A 20044-nucleotide genomic window follows, 5' to 3' on the forward strand; every position below is an offset into this window, starting at 1 on the left:
GGTCCTTTCCGCTCCTGTTCTTCGTCAGATAGCCCGCTATCTTCCTCATCACAAAAGCGAAAATGCCTCAAAAACTCATCCCAAATCATCGCACGATAAATTCAAAACAGCTTCTTAATTCTATCTCAATAAATGTAAGGAAGATAAGTGCCAATGGAAAAAGGTGGACTTTTACCGGTTTCACGGAATAATGGAAAAGCAGAGGAAAGCAATCAGTTTATTTCCGGCGGAAAAATTACAAGTTTTCTTCCATATCTCCGAAAAAATGTGCGACTAAATTGCTGAACGGATTAAATCCTTTCTTACCAAATCGGGGAAACAATGCTGTCTTCCCGATGGATGGTGATGGTACGTTGTTTGGTTGAATCCGCGTGGATGCTGGTTGCATCTCCACGTGTCGTGAAATACACATAGTTTCCCATATCATAGAAACGGTATACTTTCACTCCGTCGTGCTGGAACAGGTAATCTATCGTATAGGTATCGTTGTTGCTTGGCTTTTCGTATCGCAAAGGGACATTCAGGTTGCAGGAAATCATTAACGTGCTGCATACGAGCAGGCAGAATTGGAAGCGTTTTTTCATATCGGTAAGGTTGAAGAGTTTAGAATGAAGAAGAGAAACTTATCAGTTAACCTTATTCTCATTCTTCATTCTTAACTCTTCATTCTTCATTCTAAAAAAGTTATTTCTTCAGTGCGGCGATGCTTTCTTTCAGTGCGGCAATCTTAGTTTCAGCATCTGCCTGCTTCTTGCGCTCCATTTCAATCACATTGGCAGGCGCTTTGCTTACGAACTTCTCGTTGCCTAACTTTTTCAGCACGCTCTGCAGGAATCCTTCCTGGTATTTCAGGTCGGCTTCTAGCTTTTTCAATTCTTCTTCTACATTGATGAGGTTGCCCAATGGCACGGCATATTCGGTAGTACCTACCATGAAGGCCGCTGCGCCTTCTGCTTTTGCTTCTACCGTATGGATATCGGACAGGTTTCCCATCTTTGCCAGGATAGAATTGAATGCGGATACCGGATTTGCTCCAACCACTTCCAAAGCCAGGGTTTCTTTCTGTGCAATGTTCTTTTGCAAGCGGATGGTGCGGATGCCTCCGATGACTTCTTTTACCTTCTCGAAATCGTTTACCAAAGCTTCGTTGAACCCTTCCGCTTTGTCCAGCTGTTGCGTCATGATGCTTTCGCCGGGCTGGCGGTCGTAGATGTGTTGCCACAATTCTTCGGTGATGAACGGCATGAACGGATGCAACTGCATGAGCAAGGCTTCGAAGAACTTCAGGGTCTGTTCGTAGGTGGTGCGGTCGATGGGTTGTCCGTATGCGGGCTTCACCATTTCGAGGTACCAGCTTGAGAATTCGTCCCAGAAGAGTTTGTAAACTGCCATCAGCGCTTCGCTCAGGCGGTATTTGCCGAATAAGTCTGTCACTTCAAGGGTGGTTTTTGCCAGCATTGCCTTGAACCATTCCGTGGCGATGCGGGCATATTCGGGCTGTTCGATGTCGGCCACGTTCCATCCTTTCACCAGACGGAAGGCGTTCCATATCTTGTTGTTGAAATTACGTCCTTGTTCGCACAGCGCATCGTCGAACAAGATATCGTTTCCGGCGGGAGCTGAAAGCATCATCCCCATGCGCACGCCATCGGCACCGTATTTCTCTATCAGTTCCAGCGGGTCGGGCGAGTTGCCTAACGACTTCGACATCTTGCGTCCGATTTTGTCACGCACGATACCGGTAAAGTACACGTTGCGGAACGGCATGTCGTGTTTGTATTCATAACCTGCCATAATCATACGTGCCACCCAGAAGAAGATGATGTCCGGTCCGGTCACCAAGTCGCTCGTCGGGTAGTAGTAGTTGATTTCCTCATTGTCCGGGTCGAGGATGCCATTGAACAGCGAGATGGGCCAAAGCCATGAAGAGAACCACGTATCGAGGCAGTCTTCGTCCTGACGGAGGTCTTCCGCTTTCATATTGGGGTTGCCGGTCTTCTGCTTGGCGAGTTCGAGAGCCTCTTCGGGTGTTTCGGCTACTACATATCCTCCCTGCGGCAGATAGTATGCTGGGATGCGGTGTCCCCACCAAAGCTGGCGGCTGATGCACCAGTCCTTGATGTTCTCCAGCCAGTTGCGGTACGTATTCTTGTACTTGGCAGGATAGAATTTCAGTTCATCGTTCATTACCGGAGGCAATGCCATATCGGCAAAGTGCTGCATCTTGAGGAACCATTGCATCGAGAGCTTCGGCTCGATAGGCACGTTGGTGCGTTCCGAAAAGCCTACCTTGTTGGTATAGGCTTCCACTTTCTCCATCAGTCCGGCTTCTTCCAGGTCCTTTTCGATTTGCTTGCGTACCTCGAAGCGGTCCATGCCTACATAAAGTCCGGCGGCTTCGCTGATGGTTCCGTTGTCGTTGAAGATATCGATGCTTTGCAAGTTGTGCTTTTCGCCCAGCATATAGTCGTTTACATCGTGTGCCGGCGTAACCTTCAAGCAGCCTGTACCGAATTCGATATCCACATAATCATCTTCGATAACCGGAATCACACGGTTCACCAGCGGAACAATCACTTTCTTGCCTTTCAGCCATTGGTTCTTCGGGTCGTTGGGGTTGATACACATCGCCGTATCACCCATGATGGTTTCGGGACGGGTGGTGGCTACTACGGCATAGCGTCCTTCGGAATCTCCTTCTACCTTATAGCGGAGATAATAGAGCTTGCTATGTTCTTCCTTATAGATAACTTCTTCGTCAGAAAGTGCGGTCAGGGCTTTCGGGTCCCAGTTCACCATTCGCACACCGCGATAGATAAGTCCTTTATTGTATAAGTCTACAAAGACACGGATGACGCTCTTGCTGCGCGTTTCGTCCATGGTGAATGCCGTGCGGTCCCAGTCGCACGATGCGCCCAGCTTGCGTAATTGCTTCAGGATGATGCCTCCGTGTTCGTCTGTCCACGCCCATGCGTGTTTCAGGAATTCATCGCGTGTCAGGTCGGTTTTCTTAATGCCTTCTTGTGCCAGCTTGTTTACAACTTTGGCTTCGGTGGCAATCGAGGCATGGTCGGTTCCCGGCACCCAGCAGGCATTCTTGCCGGTCATGCGTGCGCGGCGCACCAGGATGTCCTGAATGGTATTGTTAAGCATGTGTCCCATGTGGAGCACGCCGGTCACGTTGGGCGGCGGGATGACGATGGTGTACGGCTCACGTCCGTCGGGTTTCGAACTGAATAGTTTGTTGTCCAGCCAATACTGGTACCATTTCCCCTCCACATCTGCGGGATTGTACTTACTTGCTAATTCCATCTTATTTTATTCGTTTTTAATGTTTACCTTATTCTGCTTCAGCGTGCAAAGGTAATAAATTCTTTGGAATATGCATATAAAATCAGCAGAATCAAATGGCGTGACATGATGTGCCGGGGCAAGCGGATGAAGCTATGGGGCTGTACGGGAAGGAATGCCGGTTTGTATTAAAGGTTTTATCGGGTTGAGCGTATAGTTTTATCGGGTGAGAACGGTAGTTTTAGCCTGTTGAAACCGGTCTGAAACTAAGAAGCTGTTTTGAATTTCTCCAAAAAGTTTTTCTTGTCTTGATGTATCCGTTTTCGTGTGTGCTTTGGGCGATTTTTTTGTCTTTTTCTCTCCTGTTCTTCGTCAGATAGCCCGCTATCTTCCTCATCACAGAAGCGAAAATGCCTCAAAAACTCATCCCAAATCATCGCACGATAAATTCAAAACAGCTTCTAAGCCGCTCCGCCAGATGCATCTGCACGCATCTGGCGGAGCGGCTTAGTATTTGTTTGCAGGAGTAAAGAACCGGGAATGTGTTATCTCAGTTCGTCCGACGTGTAGCCTTTCGGGAGCGGTCGGCAATTGTACCCGGATGCCATGATTTCTCCGTATGCGCCTGCAGAGCGGATGGCAAGAAAATCGCCACGATGTGTGCGGTTCAGGTCGATGGCTTTTCCAAAGACATCGGACGATTCGCAAATAGGTCCTACTACATCGTAGGTTTCCACCGGTTCTTCGGAGGAAATGTTTTCTATCTTGTGGTATGCTTGGTAAAGGGCAGGGCGGATGAGGTCGGTCATGCCTGCATCGGCGATGGCGAATTGCTTGTTGGTGCCTTGTTTCACGTATATGACGCGTGTGATGAGGCTTCCGCATTGTCCTACTACAGAACGGCCCAGCTCGAAGTGCAAAGTCTGTTGTGGGCGAAGCTTCAGGTGCTTGTGGTAGGTAGCAAAGTATTCGGCAAAGTCGGGGATGGATTGCCGGTTGGGATGCGCGTAATCGATGCCCAGCCCTCCTCCTACGTTGATATGTTCCACGATGATTTGGCGTGCGTAGAGTTTTTCCTGCAATTCGTTTACACGGTTGCACAGGGCGATGAAGTCTCCCATGTCTAGGATTTGCGAACCGATGTGGAAGTGCAGGCCGACGAACTTCACGTGGTTCATTTCGAGTGCCCGGTCGATAACCTTATCCATATCCTGCATGCTGATGCCGAACTTGTTTTCGGCAAGGCCTGTGGTGATATTGGCATGTGTATGTGCTCCTACATCGGGATTGATGCGGAAAGCTACGCGTGCTATCTTGTTCTTGCCGGCAGCCAGCTGGTTGATGACTTCCAGTTCGGGAACAGACTCTACGTTGAAGCAAAAGATGTCGTGGTCGAGTGCAAGGTTGATTTCCTTGTCGGTCTTGCCCACTCCGGCAAATACGATCTTGCTTGCGGGAAACCCTGCTTGGATAGCCGCTTCTATCTCCCAGCCGCTTACGCAATCCACTCCCAGTCCGCTCTCGCGGATGATGCCTAAGATTTTAGGATTGGCGTTTGCCTTGATGGCATAGTGCACACAGAATTTGTTGTACTTTCCGGCTTCGGTGCGGATAACGTTCAATGTCTCGCGCAACAGGTCGGCGTTGTAATAATAAAAAGGAGTTTCTACGTTTTGGAATCTCTCTACAGGAAAAATACCTTTCATAATCGATTTGTATTAAGTATTATAAAAAAAGCGGACGATGCGGTTTGTGTTACAACCGTACCATCCGCTTTCCGTGTTATATAAAAGTTATGAAGAAGATTTCGTTATTTGCCGGTATTGAACAGCACGTCGCTCAAGGATTGCAAGGCTTTCTTCTTGTCGCATTCCCGAATCAGGAACGAGATATTGTAGTTGCTGCCTCCGAATGAAATCATACGTACCGGAATGTCACGCATCGCATCGAGTGCTTTGGCTTCGAAGCCCACGTTTTCCCATTCCAGGTCACCCACAACGCATACGATGCACATGTCGTGGTCAACGGTAACGGTGCCGTATTTCTTCAAGTCATTGACAATTTCATTTAAATGTTTGGTATTGTCTATCGACATCGATACGCCTACTTCCGAGGTGCAGACCATATCAATGGCGGTCTGGTAGCTTTCGAATATTTCGAATACTTTCCGCAAGAACCCGTAAGCCAGCAGCATACGGCTCGACTTGATTTTAATGGCTGTTATGTTGTCTTTGGCAGCTACGGCTTTGATTTTCCCCTTTTCGGTATCATTTGAAATCAAGGTGCCGGGGGCGCTTGGTTCCATCGTATTCAGCAGGCGCACCGGAATATTGGCATATTTGGCAGGCTGGATGCAGGTGGGGTGCAGGATTTTAGCACCGAAGTATGCCAGTTCTGCGGCTTCTTCGAAATGCAGCTGGCGTACGGGCGATGTTTTGTCAACCACACGCGGGTCATTGTCGTGCATGCCGTCGATGTCGGTCCATATCTGGATTTCAGAAGCGTTGATAGCGGCTCCGATGAGGGATGCGGTATAGTCGCTTCCGCCCCGTTGCAGGTTGTCGATTTCGCCGTATGCGTTGCGGCAGATGAATCCTTGGGTGATGTAGATGTCTTGTCCCGCATGTGCTTCCAGCTGTGCGGCAAGTTTCTCGCGGATATAATTCAAGTCAGGTTCACTGTTTTTGTCCGTGCGCATGAATTCCAGTGCAGGAATCAAATAGGCTTTTACGCCTTGTTCGCACAGGTAGTTGGTAACCATGTTGGTAGAGATGATTTCTCCTTGTGCCAAGATTACCTTTTCTTCGAACAACGTAAAAATATCTTTTGTAAACGACCGGATGTAATCGAATACCGATTTTACAAATTCCAGTGTCTTCTGTTTATACTCCTCTGTAGAATAAAGTTCATCAATGTGTTGTTTGTATTTGCTTTCCAACCTGTTGATGATTTCATTCGCACCTTCCGGGTTTTTCTTGTACAGATAATCTGAAATTTCGACCAAGGTATTGGTTGTACCCGACATGGCAGACAGGACTACGATTTTCTGTTCGCCGTCGGTAATCAATTTGGCAACGTCTTTCATTCTCTGTGCCGAGCCTACCGACGTTCCTCCAAACTTTAAAACTTTCATTTTCAGTTTCGAATTTTTAATTGTTCTGTTTAAATACTTTTTTCTTTTCTGTGCGCAAAGATACGAATATTTCACGGTCTTTTTATGATTTGCCGCTAAAATCTTGGTCTCTTTGTTTTTTTTAGGATTCGCCAATGCGTTGCAAATGATGCTGTTCGCAACGGTAAACGATTCCCGGATATTCGGAGAGTAGGTGAAGGTTATGGGTAGTCATAATGATAGCCGAGCCTTGATTGCATATTTCCTTCAGCAGTTCCACGATGTTTCGTCCGGTTTCCACATCCAGATTTCCTGTCGGTTCATCGGCGAGGATAATATCTGGACTGTTCAGTATGGCGCGCGCTATCACGATGCGTTGCTGTTCGCCTCCGGACAGTTCGTTGGGCATCTTATAGCCTTTGTTTTCCATGCCTACCCGTTCGAGTACTTCCGCAATACGGTTTTCGATGGCTTGCCGTTGTCTCCATCCGGTGGCACGCAATACAAATTCCAGGTTGTCGTGTACGGTCCGGTCGATAAGTAGCTGGAAGTCTTGGAACACGATACCCAGTTTACGCCGCAATTCGGAAATATTCTTTTGCTTCAGTTTTTTCATATCATAGCCCAATACGGTGGCTTCTCCTTTCGCAATGTCCAGTTCTCCGTAAATTGTTTTCAGGAGAGTAGATTTTCCGCTTCCCACTTTGCCGATGATGTAGACGAACTCTCCTTTATGCAGTTCGAAGTCCACATCATGCAGGACGCAGAGAGCCTGTTGGTCGATTTCCACTCCTTTGTATCGGATTAGCGGTGTTTCGTCCATAAGTCATCAATGTTTTTTCCAGGTTGCGCTATGACGTTCTTTCAATTCCCGTGCCAGGTCTTCGATGCGGTATCCTTTTGAGGTGAGTAGTACAATCAGGTGATACAGCAGGTCGGCTCCTTCGTAAATCAGACGTTCATCGGTACCGTTACAAGCCTCGATAATGGTTTCTACAGCTTCTTCGCCTACTTTTTGTGCCATCTTATTGACTCCGGAGCGGAACAGGCTGGTAGTATATGAGTGTTCGGGCATTTCTTCGTGGCGCTTGTCGATGAAGTCTTGCAATTCTTTCAAGAACATGATGTCTTGCTCGTTTTTTTCTCCCCAGCAGGTGTCGGTGCCCGTATGGCATACAGGACCGGTCGGGTGTGCCTGAATGAGCAAGGTATCATTGTCGCAATCGCTCTTTATGGAAACTACTTCCAGAAAGTTCCCGCTGGTTTCGCCTTTCGTCCATAAGCGTTGTTTAGTACGGCTATAGAACGTGACTTTGCCTGTTGTCAAGGTCTTTTCGTAGGCTTCTTTGTTCATGAATCCAAGCATAAGCACTTTTTGGGTATAGCTGTCTTGGATAATGGCAGGGACTAATCCGTCCATTTTATCAAAGTCGGGTTGCATAGTTTTTTCATTTTAAGGGTTATGAGATATATAATCAGTTAAATTCTTACGTTAATGCCTTCCGTATGGAGGTATGCTTTCAGTTCGGGTATGGGTATTTCGCCGAAATGGAATACACTTGCCGCCAGTGCCGCATCGGCTTTCCCTTGCGTGAACGCGTCTTTGAAATGCTGTTTGTTCCCGGCTCCTCCCGAAGCGATGACCGGAATGGTTAATGTGTCACTCAGTATTGCCAGTGCCTTGTTTGCGTATCCGTTTTTCACTCCGTCGTGGTCCATGCTGGTGAAAAGTATCTCTCCGGCTCCCCGTTCGTTGGCTTCATGCGCCCAATTGAACAAGTCCTTTTCGGTTTCCACCCGTCCTCCGTTCAGATAACATTTCCATCCTTTTTCCGTTTGGCGGGCATCAATGGCAACCACACATACTTGAGAACCGAAATGCTGGGCTATGTCATCAATGAGTTGGGGATTCCGGATAGCGGCAGAATTGACCGATACTTTATCGGCACCGGCATTCAGCAGGCGCTCCACATCGCTTAGCTCGTGAATGCCTCCGCCTACGGTAAACGGGATATTGATGCAGGCAGCTATGCGTTTCACTAAGTCGGTAAACGTTTTCCGTCCTTCGTGGCTGGCTGTAATGTCCAGGTAGACCAGTTCATCGGCTCCTTGCTCGCTGTAGAGTTGTCCCAGTTCCACGGGGTCGCCTGCTTCGCGCAAGTTGATGAAGTTGGTTCCTTTTACGGTTTGTCCGTTCTTTATATCCAGACAGGGTATGATTCGTTTTGCTAACATGCGCTCTACTCCTTATTATATTATATAGTGGCTAAGTTCTTTTAGTGAAATCCGTCCTTCGTAAATGGCTTTCCCGAATACAACGGCAGGGATGCCTGCTTCATCCAGTTTCAGGATATCATCCATACAGCTGATGCCTCCGCTGGCTATCAGGTAAATTCCGGGGCAGGCTTTCAGTATGTCTTGATAGAGCGGGAGAGAAGGACCGTCCAGCATTCCGTCATGGCTGATGTCGGTACACAATACTTTGGTGATTCCTTTTTGTGTGTATTGCTCTAAGAAGGGCATCAGTTCCATCGGGCTTTCTTCTTTCCAGCCGTTGATGGCGATTTTGCGGTCTTTCACATCCGCTCCCAGAATGATTTTCTCGTTCCCGTAGGTTTGCAGCCATTCACAGAACCATTCGGGGTGTTTCACGGCTACGCTGCCCAGTGTGACCATTTCGGCACCGCTCTCGAATGCGATTTCGATATCGCCCGATGTTTTGATTCCTCCGCCGAAATCGATGATGAGCGAGGTATGAGTGGCAATCTGTTCCAACGTACGGTAATTCACTATATGGTGGGATGCGGCTCCGTCTAAGTCGACCACATGTAACCTGCGGATGCCGTATGCTTCGAACTCTTTGGCTACTTCCAGCGGATTCTCGTTGTAGACCTTCTTCGAATTGTAATTGCCTTGCGAGAGACGGACACATTTTCCATCAATGATGTCGATGGCTGGGATTAGTTCTATCATGTCAGTATGCTATGTTTAAAAAGTTCTGTAATATACGTTCTCCGGTTTTCCCGCTCTTTTCGGGATGAAACTGGGTGGCATAGAAGTTGTCTTTGTGCAGGGCGGCACTGAAGGGCAGGATATAGTCTGTCCGGGCTGCCGTAAAATCGTTTAGCGGAACGTAATAGCTATGTACGAAATAGACAAATTCTTCTTGTTCGAAACCGTTGAACAATAGCTTGTCTGTGCATTGGATGGTATTCCAACCCATGTGGGGCACTTTGTCTTCGTGGCGGACAGGATGGAAACGCTTGACATCTACATCGAAAATGCCCAAGCACGAGACATCACCTTCTTCCGAATGCCGGCACATCAATTGCATGCCCAGGCAAATGCCTAAAACGGGTTGTTTCAGGTCGGTGATCAGCCGGTCCAGCTGATGCTCCTGAAGGTATTCCATGGTGTTCTTGGCTTCTCCAACGCCCGGAAAGATGACTTTATCCGCTTTTCGGATAAGTTCCTTGTCGGCGGTAATGACCGGCTCTATCCCTAACCGGCGCAAGGCATAGTCTATCGAGAAGATGTTTCCTGCATTGTATTTGATAATCGCTACATTCATGCTTTTTCTCTTGTTTCTTTTTTGTTTTTGCAAAAATAGCGAATTATTGTTGAATTCCTATTATTTGTAGCAGAAAGATGTAGTTTTGTTTGGAATGTGTTGCATTTAGAATAAAACGATACCGGCTTCGAAAGTCCCTTTATGGTCTAAGGTGTGTCCCTTGCTATACGGGCGTGTCCAGACATAGCCGCCCGAGGCGAAGATGCCCAGTCTTTTCGTTATGCGGAACTCCAGATTCAGGCGTGGTTGAAGGGCATAAGTCCGTGCAGGATATCCTTTGTGTTTGTTATCAAGTGTTTCGATGTGGTAAAATCCAGCATCGGCACTGATTTCCAACAGGCGGCAAAGCGGGAGGTATATACCGGCGCGGTAGAAAGCAGAAGCCGAGAGATCGTGGTCAAGATCGAAGTACCATGCACCTCCGCCCAGTTCGGTGTAAGTGAACCGGTTCTTGAAGCGCACCGCCACGTTTGCTTTATTCAAGTTCCCGCTCGAAACTATCAGCTGAATGTGTGTGCGTGGTGAAATATTGATGCACCCTATCTGGTGAGCAAGGCTGTCTGAGCTGAGGTTGAAAAAGCCCAGTTGCAGGCTTTTGTGACCATGGCTGGAGATATTGGCTATTCCCAGCTGTACTCCTTTGTTTTCAGCACTGTAGTTTCCCAGACCTAGTTGCACGCCCTGGTTCGTGACCGCTACATTACCTAACATTGCTAGTTGTACGCCTTGGTTGGCACTGCCCACTACATTCAGTAAAGAGGTGAGTTGCATACCGCGTATGGTGTCTTTACAAGCATTCATCAGTCCTCCCAACATCAGTCCGTTTTGGTCTTGTCCGGTAATATTGGCTATTCCTGCAAGCTGCACTCCCGATGAATTTCCATTGCTCATATTCAGCAACCCGCTGAAAAGAATGCCGCGCGTGTTTCTTGCACTCATATTGCCAATGCCTGACAATGCGAATCCGTTTATCGTTCCTCCGTTTACATTGACCAGGCCGCCCAACACGATGCCGGATGTGTTCCTGCCCGTTACATTGGCAATGCCTGCCAGCTGGAATCCTGCAGCGTCCACCCCTGTGATATTGGTCAGTCCTGTTACCTGAAGACCTTTTGAATGGTGGTAGGTTACGCTGGACAAGGCGTTGATGCCCATACCGTTCAAGCATGGGTAGTTACTCAGTAGTCCAAGGTTGAAGTATGTGCGCGAAGGCTGCTTTTTCTGATTTGTAATGTTCAGTGCAAGGTGGATGCCCTTTTTCTGTCCTTTCTGGGTGTGTAGTTGGGCGTTTGCCGGCAGCACTGTGGCCATAAGCAGGCAGGTATATAAAATACCTGCCAATAGCGTGTTTGGTTTCATATAATTTGAATGTTGTCTATCACAGAGTATACAGTTGCGGAGAAAACCGGACGTTGAAAAATAAAAACCTCCGTGTGAATCTGCATACTCCGTGATGAGAATAAATGACATACATTGAATCCGTTCTCTTTACTTGACTTCCTGATACAGGAAACGCTTGATACTTTTCTTCGGGGTTTTCTCAAATTCCTCGGGATAGATGCGTACGGCGGCTATCTGCGAGTACGAAGGGAGGGCGGCGTTCAGCATCGTCCGGTTTTCTTCCATTTTTGCTTCAATGTCCTGGTCGGTCATCCCCTGAGCATAGGCAGCTTCAAAGTCAGGATATATCAAGGCTGCCAGCCGGTTGTCGCGTTGTTGGATGACGATGCATTCTGCTACGAACGGAAGGTTGTTCAGTTGTTCCTCGATTTCTTCCGGGTAGATGTTCTGTCCTGACGGACCGAGCAACATGTTCTTGCTCCGTCCCTTAATAAAGAGATTGCCTTCTGCATCGATGATGCCTAAATCGCCCGTATGTAGCCATCCGTCCTTATCAATTGCCTGGGCGGTAGATTCGGGGTTCTTGTAGTAACCTAACATTACGTTGTCACCCCGCACCAGAATTTCGCCCACCGTATAATGTGGTTCGGGGCTATCGATACGTATTTCCATCCGTGGCGCAGCTTTTCCACATGAGCCTGGGCGGAATCGTTTCCAGTCTTCGTAACTAATGATGGGACCACATTCTGTCATTCCGTAGCCTACGGTGTAAGGGAAATCCAGCCCTTTCAGGAAAGTTTCCACTTCACTGTTGAAAGCGGCGCCGCCTACGATGATTTCGTAGAACTGTCCTCCGAATCCCTTCACCAGTTGTTCACGGATGGCTTCGTTTATCTTTCCGTTGATGATGGGGAGTTTCATGAGCATTTTCATCTTGAGTGTTTCTGTTTTTGGCTGTACACCTTTTTTGATGATTTTCTCGATGATAAGCGGCACGGCAATAACGATGTGTGGCTTCACGTCAGTAAATGCCTGAGCGATGATTTTCGGACTGGGCATACGCGTGAGAAAGAATACGTGGCACCCGGCGCATAACTCGTAAAGAAACTCGAAAGCCAACCCATACATGTGCGCCATAGGAAGCATTGACACTACGCGGTTACCCGGCTGGAGGGGAAGTACTTCGAAGGCGAACTGGGTGTTCGACCAAAGTGAGCGGTAGGGTAGCATAACTCCTTTTGAGAAGCTGGTAGTACCTGATGTGTAGTTGATTACTGCTAGTTCTTCTTCCGCATCGCGACGGTAGGTCACGTGTTCGCGGCGGAAATTGCGGGGATATTTCTTACCGAACAGCTCGTTCAAGTGCTCGCGTGCGTATTCCAGTTGTTTGCTCCGGCATACCAGCAGGGTGAAGTCGGTCATCAGAATGATGCCTTCCAGCCGGGGCATCTCAGCTTCGTTGAGGCTTTCCCATGCCATGTCACCCACAAAGAGCAGACGCGCGTCCGAATGGTTGACGATGTTATGGATATTGTCTGCCTTGAATTCGTGGAGGATAGGTACTGCCACTGCGCCGTAGGTCAGTGTGGCGAGGAATGCCACTCCCCAGTGCGAACTGTTCCTGCCGCAGATGGCCACCTTGTCGCCGGCCTGTATGCCGCTTTCCTTTAGCAGGATATGCAGCTTTTCTATTTTTCGTGCCAGATCCTTATATTGCAGGGTGGCACCTTTGTAATCGGTCAGCGCATCAAGGTCCCAGTTCGTTTTGATGCTCTGCTCTATGAGCGCTAAGAAACTTTTTTCCATAATTAGGGTATATTGGTTGCACAACTCGTGCGATATTGTGCAAATATATCCTTTTATTCTTACCTGTGCAATGATACGGGCGTTTTCTTTGCAAAATATGTGTTTCTCTGCGTCATCGTGACTTCAAGCATGCATTTTGATGAACATAAGTGAGTTGGCCGTTTCACATAAGTAAGTCGGGCGTTTCACATAAGTGAGTCAGTCTTATCACTTATGTTCGTTTAAGGGGGCTTTTGACGATTTGTCCTGAATTTATTTATTCGTGGTGTTCGCTGTAATATTTCATAAATTGCGTGCGCTCGAAAGGATTGATGTCGCCTGCCACTTGTGCGTTGAGTTTGCCTTTGTATTGCGCCAGCGTATCAAAACCTTTGTTGTCCATCCATTGTGACAATTCATCAAGCATGGTAGCGATGACAGGGGTACCATGACGATATACAGCCGTACAGACTTCAGCGGCTGCAGCTCCTGCCAAGATTGACTTAGCGAGGCATTTCCCGTTGTGTACGCCTCCTGATATGGCGTAGTCTAGTTGGGGTACGGCAGCGGAAGCTATAGCGGTCCAACGCAGGCGGGAGGCTAGTTCGCCCGGCTGGCTCATCACATCGGTGCTACCGATGGTAAGTCGGTCGATGTCGATGTCGGGCTGGTAGAGCCTGTTGAATAAAACCACGGCATCTGCACCGTTAGCGTAGAGTTGGTCGATAAGAGTTACGGGATTGGTGAAGTTGTTTCCCAGTTTCATGATGACAGGTATTTTCACTTCCTTCTTCATACGGCGTAGAATGTTAAGGTGACGTTGTTCGAAGCTGCCGGGGATGTAGTTCTTTTCGGTCTGTAGAGCGAGAATGTTGATTTCCAAAGCATCGGCGCCTGCCTGCTCCATCAGCACGGCAAAGTTGGTCCACTCCTGATCGCTGTAACAGTTGATGCTGGCTATAACGGGAATGGTGCAATGTTTTTTTGTTTCTTTCAGGAGGCTTATGTGCGCATCAAGCATGTGCGAACGGACGTAGGTGTTCAGATAATCGTCGGCTTCGGGTGAGCCATATCCATGAAGAGTTCCAGTCTGGGCATGGATTTGTTCTTCGAATACCGATTTCAGTACAACGGCTGCCGCACCAGCATTTTCCAGTTGTTTGATTTTGTCGGGGGTGTCGGTCAGTCCCGAACTGCTGATGATAACGGGGTTTTTCAGTTTCAGTCCCGCAAATGTGGTTTTCAGGTTTGCCATGGCTTTGTATAATTAGGTTAATGGATTGTTGGCAAGTTGTCAACTTAATAAACTCTTTCTCCGAATATTTTGGTGCCTACCCGCACCAGGGTTGTACCGTTTCGGAGAGCGATTTCATAATCGTGCGACATACCCATCGAGACTTCCTTAAAAGTCGGTTCTTCGGCGAAAAAAGCCTGTTTCCATTCATCGAACAAGTCTTTCAGGGTATGAAACTCGTGTGCTATCTGTTCCTCATCATCGGTGTTGGTCGCCATTCCCATCACACCGGCTATGCGGACGTGGTCCAGTTTTTTCCATTCACCTGCTTCCAGCATTTCCCGGCAAGCCTGGGGGGTGAATCCGTACTTGCTTTCTTCGCGTGCAATATGTATTTCGAGCAGACAGGGGATGACACGGTTATATTTTGCTGCCTGCTTGTCGATTTCCGCCAGCAGCTTATACGAGTCTACGGCTTGTATCAGGGCGATGTAAGGAGCGATATATTTCACCTTGTTGGTTTGCAGGTGCCCGATGAAATGCCATTCGATGTCATTGGGCAGTGTTTTCTGTTTTTCTGCCAGTTCTTGTTCCTTGCTTTCACCGAAGATGCGTTGCCCTGCTTCGTAGGCTTCGCGGATGGCTTCGGCGGGATGGAACTTGGATACCGCTACTAGCCGTACGCCGTCGGGCAGTTCGGCAAGCACGTTTCGTAAATTTGTCTGGATGTCCATAAATAGATACGTTTATTAGAGTTTGTACGTTTTTTAGTTTTTAAGCTGAAGTATGTCAAAACTGATAAACTTACAAACTCAAAAACTAAAAAACAGGACATTTATAGGTCGTTTTTATCTTTTGTCAGCATCGGGAAACTCTGGCTTCACGTCAGGCTCTGCCGAGTAAGGGTATACATCCATGATAGCAGTTTCGGCGATGGATGCGATGACGTAATCCGCCATAGTGCCTTTCATGCCTTCATCGAGTTTTTTCACGGCATCGCGCAGGTCGGCCGCTTGTACCAGCATGTTGGCGGATGTTTTCTTTTCCGCTCCGCTCTTTTCGTCAAGGGTGATAAAATAGAGCTTGCACTTGAACCAGCGGTCGGCGGCTTCTTCTTCAGAAGGGAAAAGTTCGCTGTAGTTTGCCCGCTTGATGTCGGCAACGGTAAATTCTCCACTGATGAACGGGGTTATTTCTTCGATGATGCGCGATTCGGCTTCTGTGAAGCTCAGCGCATCGACCAGATAGGGTTCTGTTACTTTCTTGTTCATGCCATTTTCTGCCACTTTCTCGTAGCGGATTTTGCATTCGAACCAATTATGCATCATAATTTATGTCTTTTTTCTGTTTTGAAGATGAATATATTTGTTTTCTTTTCGTGCAAAGGTACGCATAAATTTGATACGGTAATGCTTGGCGGGGTGTAAATTTATGGGTTGACGGAGTATCGGTTGGCAAGTTGACCAGGTTTTGGATAGCATTCAGAACCTTGTCAACCGATACCCTGTCGGCTGTGTTTAATCCCTCAGTTTACACCGGTTTTGTTGCATGAACTCCTGTATTATGTCGCAATAGTTCCCTTGAATGAGGATGTGGTGATTGCCCAGCGGATTTCTCAGGAAATACTCTACAGGCTTGCCCAGTTTTACCAGCAGTTGTGTGCGGCATAAAGAGATGATGTTGGTGTTTTCGGTCAGGTAGCCGGGCGACACATAATATTCGTCCAGACATTCGCTTCCACATTTGAATACGGTTACTTCTCCTTCGTGGAGGATGCCTTGTACAGCGATGCCCTTTTCAGTGTCGAAATGACTTCGGAGGATGAACCGTTCGGCCATTTTTGTACCGATGGTGTCGTGTGCCAACAATACTTCGTTCTTTCCAACATCGATGAACGATGGATTGGCGATGAAGCCCTGTTGTCCGGTCAGCACTTTCACCATCAGCAGAGTCATGATGGCTTGCAGGTCGCCTTCACTTCCGGCTGGTATGCCTTCATCATTCAAGAGTGCCACCGCCAGACAGCCCGTACTTTTTAAATCCTGATACATCGAGAAACTGGAAAGGGTCACGGCATCCAGCTGGTATTTTTCGCATACTTGCTTGGTAGCATAATACAGACGCATTTCCCGGAGCAGGTCTTCAGGGGTGGTGTCTTGGCAGGCTTGGGCTCTGTTGGCAAGTATCGAGGCTTCCACGCCTACTTCTTCATCGGTGATGCCGTAATAGAGCTTGTACACTTCTTCGGCCGGTATGTCAATAAAGTTTACTCCCCACCGGCGGTTGGTCAGCAGATAGTCGGCATGACTTGCCACTAGCCACGGGGCAGGTGTTCCTATCAGTCCGATGCGCTTTCCTTTCAGCTTGTGTTTGGCGGCAAAAGCCTGGTAATGAAACAATACTTGACGTACCATGTCGGATACTTTTCCGTAAATGATAGTCGCCCGCATGTCTTTTGTCCTTATCCAGGCTGCTATTTCGAGGGCTGCTGCCAGCGAATTGTTCTGTCCGTCGCTCAATATGGTGATGGGATAGGGGAATATGCTGAAGTTGCGGATTACGACATCTGCCACACATCCGTCGGCGATGAAAGGCATTTTGTAGGCTCCTGCCGGAATGTGGTCTACTTCGGTGTAGGGTACCAGATGGAGGGTGAAATGCTTCTCTAATGCCATGAAAAGTTCTTGATGGCACTTGTAAATTTGTTCCGCGCGGTAGTCTTCAGATGTGAATATGAGCAAATATAAATCCATAATCGTTAAGTTAAAACAGAAGAGATTATTAACGTGGACGAATATAGGGCTTTTTCCTGATAAGCGGGCAAACGGGCAAGGGCTTTTTATGTTTTTTGATAGAGTTTAGTGTCCTTTTATTCGAGGGCAGAAGTGAACTGCCTTTTTCTTTTTGAGGGGATACCTTTATCGTTTCAGTTGTCTTCATGGGCTGTAGCAACCAACTGAAATGCCTTATGAAGATATCTTCGTTTTGCACGCAGATAACTTCGTCTGGTGTAAGATTAATAATCTTCCGCTTGTAAGATTAATAATCTTGCAGCCTGAAGATTATTAATCTTACAGCGAATGATCCTTTATGTATAATGGGGCGGATACGTGTGTTCTTGTATTCAGTATTCAACCTCTTCCTGTCTAAAAAATAAAAAAACACGGTGTCTTTGTGTCTCTGTGTTCAAAAATAACTATCTTTGCGAGCACATTTAATAAAATTTGTATTTATGCCACATATATCCATCAGAGGAACAGAAATGCCCGAGTCGCCTATCCGGAAATTGGCGCCGTTGGCAGAAGCTGCGAAAGCGAGAGGAATCCACGTCTATCACCTGAACATTGGTCAGCCAGACCTTCCTACCCCGCGAGCGGCCCTTGATGCGATTCGCCATATCGACCGCACGGTGCTGGAGTATAGTCCGAGTCAGGGATATCGCAGCTATCGCGAGAAGCTGGTAGGCTATTACAAGAAATACGATATCCATTTGGATGCCGATGATATTATCGTCACCACAGGCGGGTCGGAAGCCGTATTGTTTGCTTTTCTGAGCTGTCTGAATCCGGGCGATGAAATCATTGTGCCCGAGCCGGCGTATGCCAATTACATGGCTTTTGCCATATCAGCAGGGGCGGTAATCCGTACGGTGACTACTACCATCGATGAAGGTTTTTCGTTGCCCAAGGTGGAGAAGTTCGAAGAGCTGATTAACGAACGGACGAAGGGTATTCTGATATGTAATCCCAATAATCCGACCGGTTATCTTTATACACGTCGCGAGATGAACCAAATTCGTGACCTGGTGAAGAAATACGACCTGTTTCTTTTTTCCGATGAAGTGTATCGCGAGTTTATCTATACCGGCTCTCCTTATATATCTGCCTGTCACCTGGAGGGGATTGAGCAGAACGTGGTACTGATAGACTCGGTATCGAAACGCTATTCGGAGTGTGGTATCCGTATCGGTGCGTTGATTACGAAGAATGAAGAAGTGCGTAAGGCGGTGATGAAGTTCTGCCAGGCACGCTTGAGTCCTCCGCTCATCGGGCAGATAGCAGCCGAGGCTTCGCTCGACGAACCTGAAGAATATGCACGGGAAACGTACGATGAATACGTGGAACGCCGAAAATGTCTGATAGACGGGTTGAACCGCATACCGGGCGTATATTCTCCTATCCCGATGGGGGCATTCTATACCGTAGCAAAGCTTCCGGTGGATGATAGCGAGAAATTCTGTGCATGGTGTCTGAGCGATTTCGATTACGAAGGCGAGACTGTGATGCTGGCTCCTGCTGCAGGGTTTTACACCACACCGGGGGCTGGAGTGAACGAGGTGCGTTTGGCATACGTCTTGAAGAAAGAAGACTTGCTCCGGGCGTTGTTTGTATTACGTAAGGCATTGGAGGCTTATCCCGGACGTGTAGACGACTAATCATGAACTGGAAGCTTTTCATAGCCCGCCGGATTTATCAGACCAAAGAAAAGGAAGGTGACCGGAATGTTTCGAAGCCTGCCGTACGCATTGCAATGGTGGGCATTGCCATCGGGCTTGCCGTGATGATTCTTTCGGTGGCAGTGGTTGTCGGCTTCAAGCATGAAGTGCGCGATAAGGTCATCGGGCTAGGGGCGGATATTCTGGTAACCAGTCTGGATGTAGTACAGTCGTATCAAGTCACTCCCGTGGTAGGTGACGATAGTCTGATATCGGCATTGGAAAAGATGCCGGGGGTAAAACATGTGCAGCGCTATGCCACCAAGCCGGGTATGATTATGACTTCCGATAATTTTCAGGGAATCGTATTGAAAGGTATCGGGCAAGAATATGACACGACGTTCCTCCACCGTCATTTGCAGGAAGGGCATATTCCCGCTTTTACCGATTCGGTTTCTTCCAATCAGGTGTTGGTTTCGAAAACGATAGCCGACCGTCTGGGGGTGAGAGTGGGAGACAAACTTTATACATATTATTTGGAAAACAATATTCGTGCCCGTCGGCTGAGCGTAGCTGGTATCTATCAGACTAATTTTTCTTCATACGACGACCTTTTCCTGCTGACCGACCTTCGCACGGTGGAGCGGCTGAACAATTGGGAGCCTGGGCAGGTGGGTGGCTTGGAAATACAGGTGACCGATTATGACTTGCTGGATGAAACAAACGGGTATATACTGTCTTCACTCGATAAGAAGACCGACAAGTATGGAGGTCGTTATTATGCACAAACCATTGAAGAGGTATATCCGCAAATTTTCGCATGGCTCGACCTGCTTGACATCAACGTATGGGTTATTCTGGTCTTGATGGTCGGTGTGGCGGGTTTCACAATGATTTCAGGGTTGCTTATCATTATTCTGGAACGTACCAACATGATTGGTGTGCTGAAGGCATTGGGTGCAGACAATACTGCTATCCGTAAGGTTTTCCTTTCGTTTGCCGTGTTCCTTATCCGGAAAGGGATGTTGTGGGGAAATGTCATTGCCCTGACCTGTTGTGCCGTGCAGTATTTTTTCCGTCCTGTCAGGCTCGACCCTGCGGTGTATTACATCGATGCCGTCCCTATAGAGTTGAATCTATGGATATGGTTGTTACTCAATGCCGGTACGCTGGTAGTATCGGTTCTGATGCTGGTGGGACCTTCTTACCTGATTAGCCGTATCCATCCGGCACGTTCCATCCGTTTCGAATAATATATATGGTGTACGGTAATTG

General features: G+C 47.8%; 18 protein-coding genes. 2 read left to right on the forward strand and 16 right to left on the reverse strand.

Going from position 1 to position 20044, the window contains the following annotated elements:
* Positions 1–302 precede the first annotated feature (302 nt).
* The 16 genes from B5F25_RS16710 to B5F25_RS16780 all read right to left on the reverse strand — a co-directional run bounded on the left by B5F25_RS16710 (position 303) and on the right by B5F25_RS16780 (position 17087).
* Positions 303–539, reverse strand: coding sequence for a DUF4884 domain-containing protein (locus B5F25_RS16710; RefSeq protein WP_241148432.1), 237 nt, complete (start codon positions 537–539; stop codon positions 303–305).
* A 145-nt stretch (positions 540–684) separates the two neighbouring features.
* Positions 685–3312 (reverse strand): valine--tRNA ligase, encoded by a 2628-nt coding sequence (locus tag B5F25_RS16715; RefSeq protein WP_022040233.1) that lies wholly within the window; start codon positions 3310–3312, stop codon positions 685–687.
* Between the two features lie 245 nt (positions 3313–3557).
* Positions 3558–3728, reverse strand: coding sequence for a hypothetical protein (locus tag B5F25_RS21945; protein ID WP_162614443.1), 171 nt, complete (start codon positions 3726–3728; stop codon positions 3558–3560).
* Between the two features lie 108 nt (positions 3729–3836).
* Positions 3837–4997: a diaminopimelate decarboxylase gene (lysA, locus tag B5F25_RS16720; protein ID WP_022040192.1), complete on the reverse strand. Its 1161-nt coding sequence runs from the start codon at positions 4995–4997 to the stop codon at positions 3837–3839.
* A 104-nt stretch (positions 4998–5101) separates the two neighbouring features.
* Positions 5102–6424, reverse strand: a complete 1323-nt coding sequence (locus B5F25_RS16725) for an aspartate kinase (RefSeq protein ID WP_087250911.1) — start codon at positions 6422–6424, stop codon at positions 5102–5104.
* A 121-nt stretch (positions 6425–6545) separates the two neighbouring features.
* The gene (locus tag B5F25_RS16730) at positions 6546–7226 is read right to left on the reverse strand and encodes an ATP-binding cassette domain-containing protein (RefSeq protein ID WP_022040194.1); all 681 of its coding nucleotides are present in this window, start codon (positions 7224–7226) and stop codon (positions 6546–6548) included.
* A gap of 6 nt (positions 7227–7232) precedes the next feature.
* Positions 7233–7844 (reverse strand): bifunctional phosphoribosyl-AMP cyclohydrolase/phosphoribosyl-ATP diphosphatase HisIE, encoded by a 612-nt coding sequence (hisIE, locus tag B5F25_RS16735; RefSeq protein WP_087250891.1) that lies wholly within the window; start codon positions 7842–7844, stop codon positions 7233–7235.
* Positions 7845–7882: 38 nt separating this feature from the next.
* Entirely contained in the window at positions 7883–8638 is a 756-nt protein-coding gene (gene hisF / locus B5F25_RS16740; protein ID WP_013616981.1) for an imidazole glycerol phosphate synthase subunit HisF, read from the reverse strand.
* A gap of 15 nt (positions 8639–8653) precedes the next feature.
* Positions 8654–9376 carry a 1-(5-phosphoribosyl)-5-[(5-phosphoribosylamino)methylideneamino]imidazole-4-carboxamide isomerase gene (hisA, locus tag B5F25_RS16745; RefSeq protein ID WP_087250892.1) on the reverse strand — a complete coding sequence of 241 codons (723 nt, stop codon included), beginning with the start codon at positions 9374–9376 and terminating at the stop codon, positions 8654–8656.
* A gap of 1 nt (position 9377) precedes the next feature.
* Positions 9378–9974 (reverse strand): imidazole glycerol phosphate synthase subunit HisH, encoded by a 597-nt coding sequence (gene hisH, locus B5F25_RS16750; RefSeq protein ID WP_087250894.1) that lies wholly within the window; start codon positions 9972–9974, stop codon positions 9378–9380.
* Positions 9975–10079: 105 nt separating this feature from the next.
* The gene (locus B5F25_RS16755) at positions 10080–11333 is read right to left on the reverse strand and encodes a hypothetical protein (RefSeq protein WP_087250896.1); all 1254 of its coding nucleotides are present in this window, start codon (positions 11331–11333) and stop codon (positions 10080–10082) included.
* A 129-nt stretch (positions 11334–11462) separates the two neighbouring features.
* Positions 11463–13121, reverse strand: coding sequence for an AMP-binding protein (locus tag B5F25_RS16760; RefSeq protein ID WP_022040198.1), 1659 nt, complete (start codon positions 13119–13121; stop codon positions 11463–11465).
* Between the two features lie 256 nt (positions 13122–13377).
* Positions 13378–14355: a dihydroorotate dehydrogenase-like protein gene (locus B5F25_RS16765; protein ID WP_087250898.1), complete on the reverse strand. Its 978-nt coding sequence runs from the start codon at positions 14353–14355 to the stop codon at positions 13378–13380.
* Between the two features lie 44 nt (positions 14356–14399).
* Positions 14400–15068, reverse strand: coding sequence for a YggS family pyridoxal phosphate-dependent enzyme (locus B5F25_RS16770; RefSeq protein WP_087250900.1), 669 nt, complete (start codon positions 15066–15068; stop codon positions 14400–14402).
* Positions 15069–15182: 114 nt separating this feature from the next.
* Positions 15183–15665 carry a DUF4494 domain-containing protein gene (locus B5F25_RS16775; protein ID WP_087207283.1) on the reverse strand — a complete coding sequence of 161 codons (483 nt, stop codon included), beginning with the start codon at positions 15663–15665 and terminating at the stop codon, positions 15183–15185.
* 186 nt (positions 15666–15851) lie between these two features.
* Positions 15852–17087: a fucose isomerase gene (locus tag B5F25_RS16780; protein WP_087250902.1), complete on the reverse strand. Its 1236-nt coding sequence runs from the start codon at positions 17085–17087 to the stop codon at positions 15852–15854.
* A gap of 479 nt (positions 17088–17566) precedes the next feature.
* Between B5F25_RS16780 and B5F25_RS16785 the strand changes: the two genes are divergently transcribed.
* Positions 17567–18769: a pyridoxal phosphate-dependent aminotransferase gene (locus B5F25_RS16785; protein ID WP_022040203.1), complete on the forward strand. Its 1203-nt coding sequence runs from the start codon at positions 17567–17569 to the stop codon at positions 18767–18769.
* Between the two features lie 2 nt (positions 18770–18771).
* The gene (locus B5F25_RS16790; protein WP_087250905.1) at positions 18772–20022 is read left to right on the forward strand and encodes an ABC transporter permease; all 1251 of its coding nucleotides are present in this window, start codon (positions 18772–18774) and stop codon (positions 20020–20022) included.
* The last annotated feature ends 22 nt before the right edge of the window (positions 20023–20044 follow it).

The organism is Bacteroides sp. An19 (genome assembly GCF_002160215.1).
GTDB classification, from domain to species: Bacteria; Bacteroidota; Bacteroidia; order Bacteroidales; family Bacteroidaceae; genus Phocaeicola; species Phocaeicola intestinalis.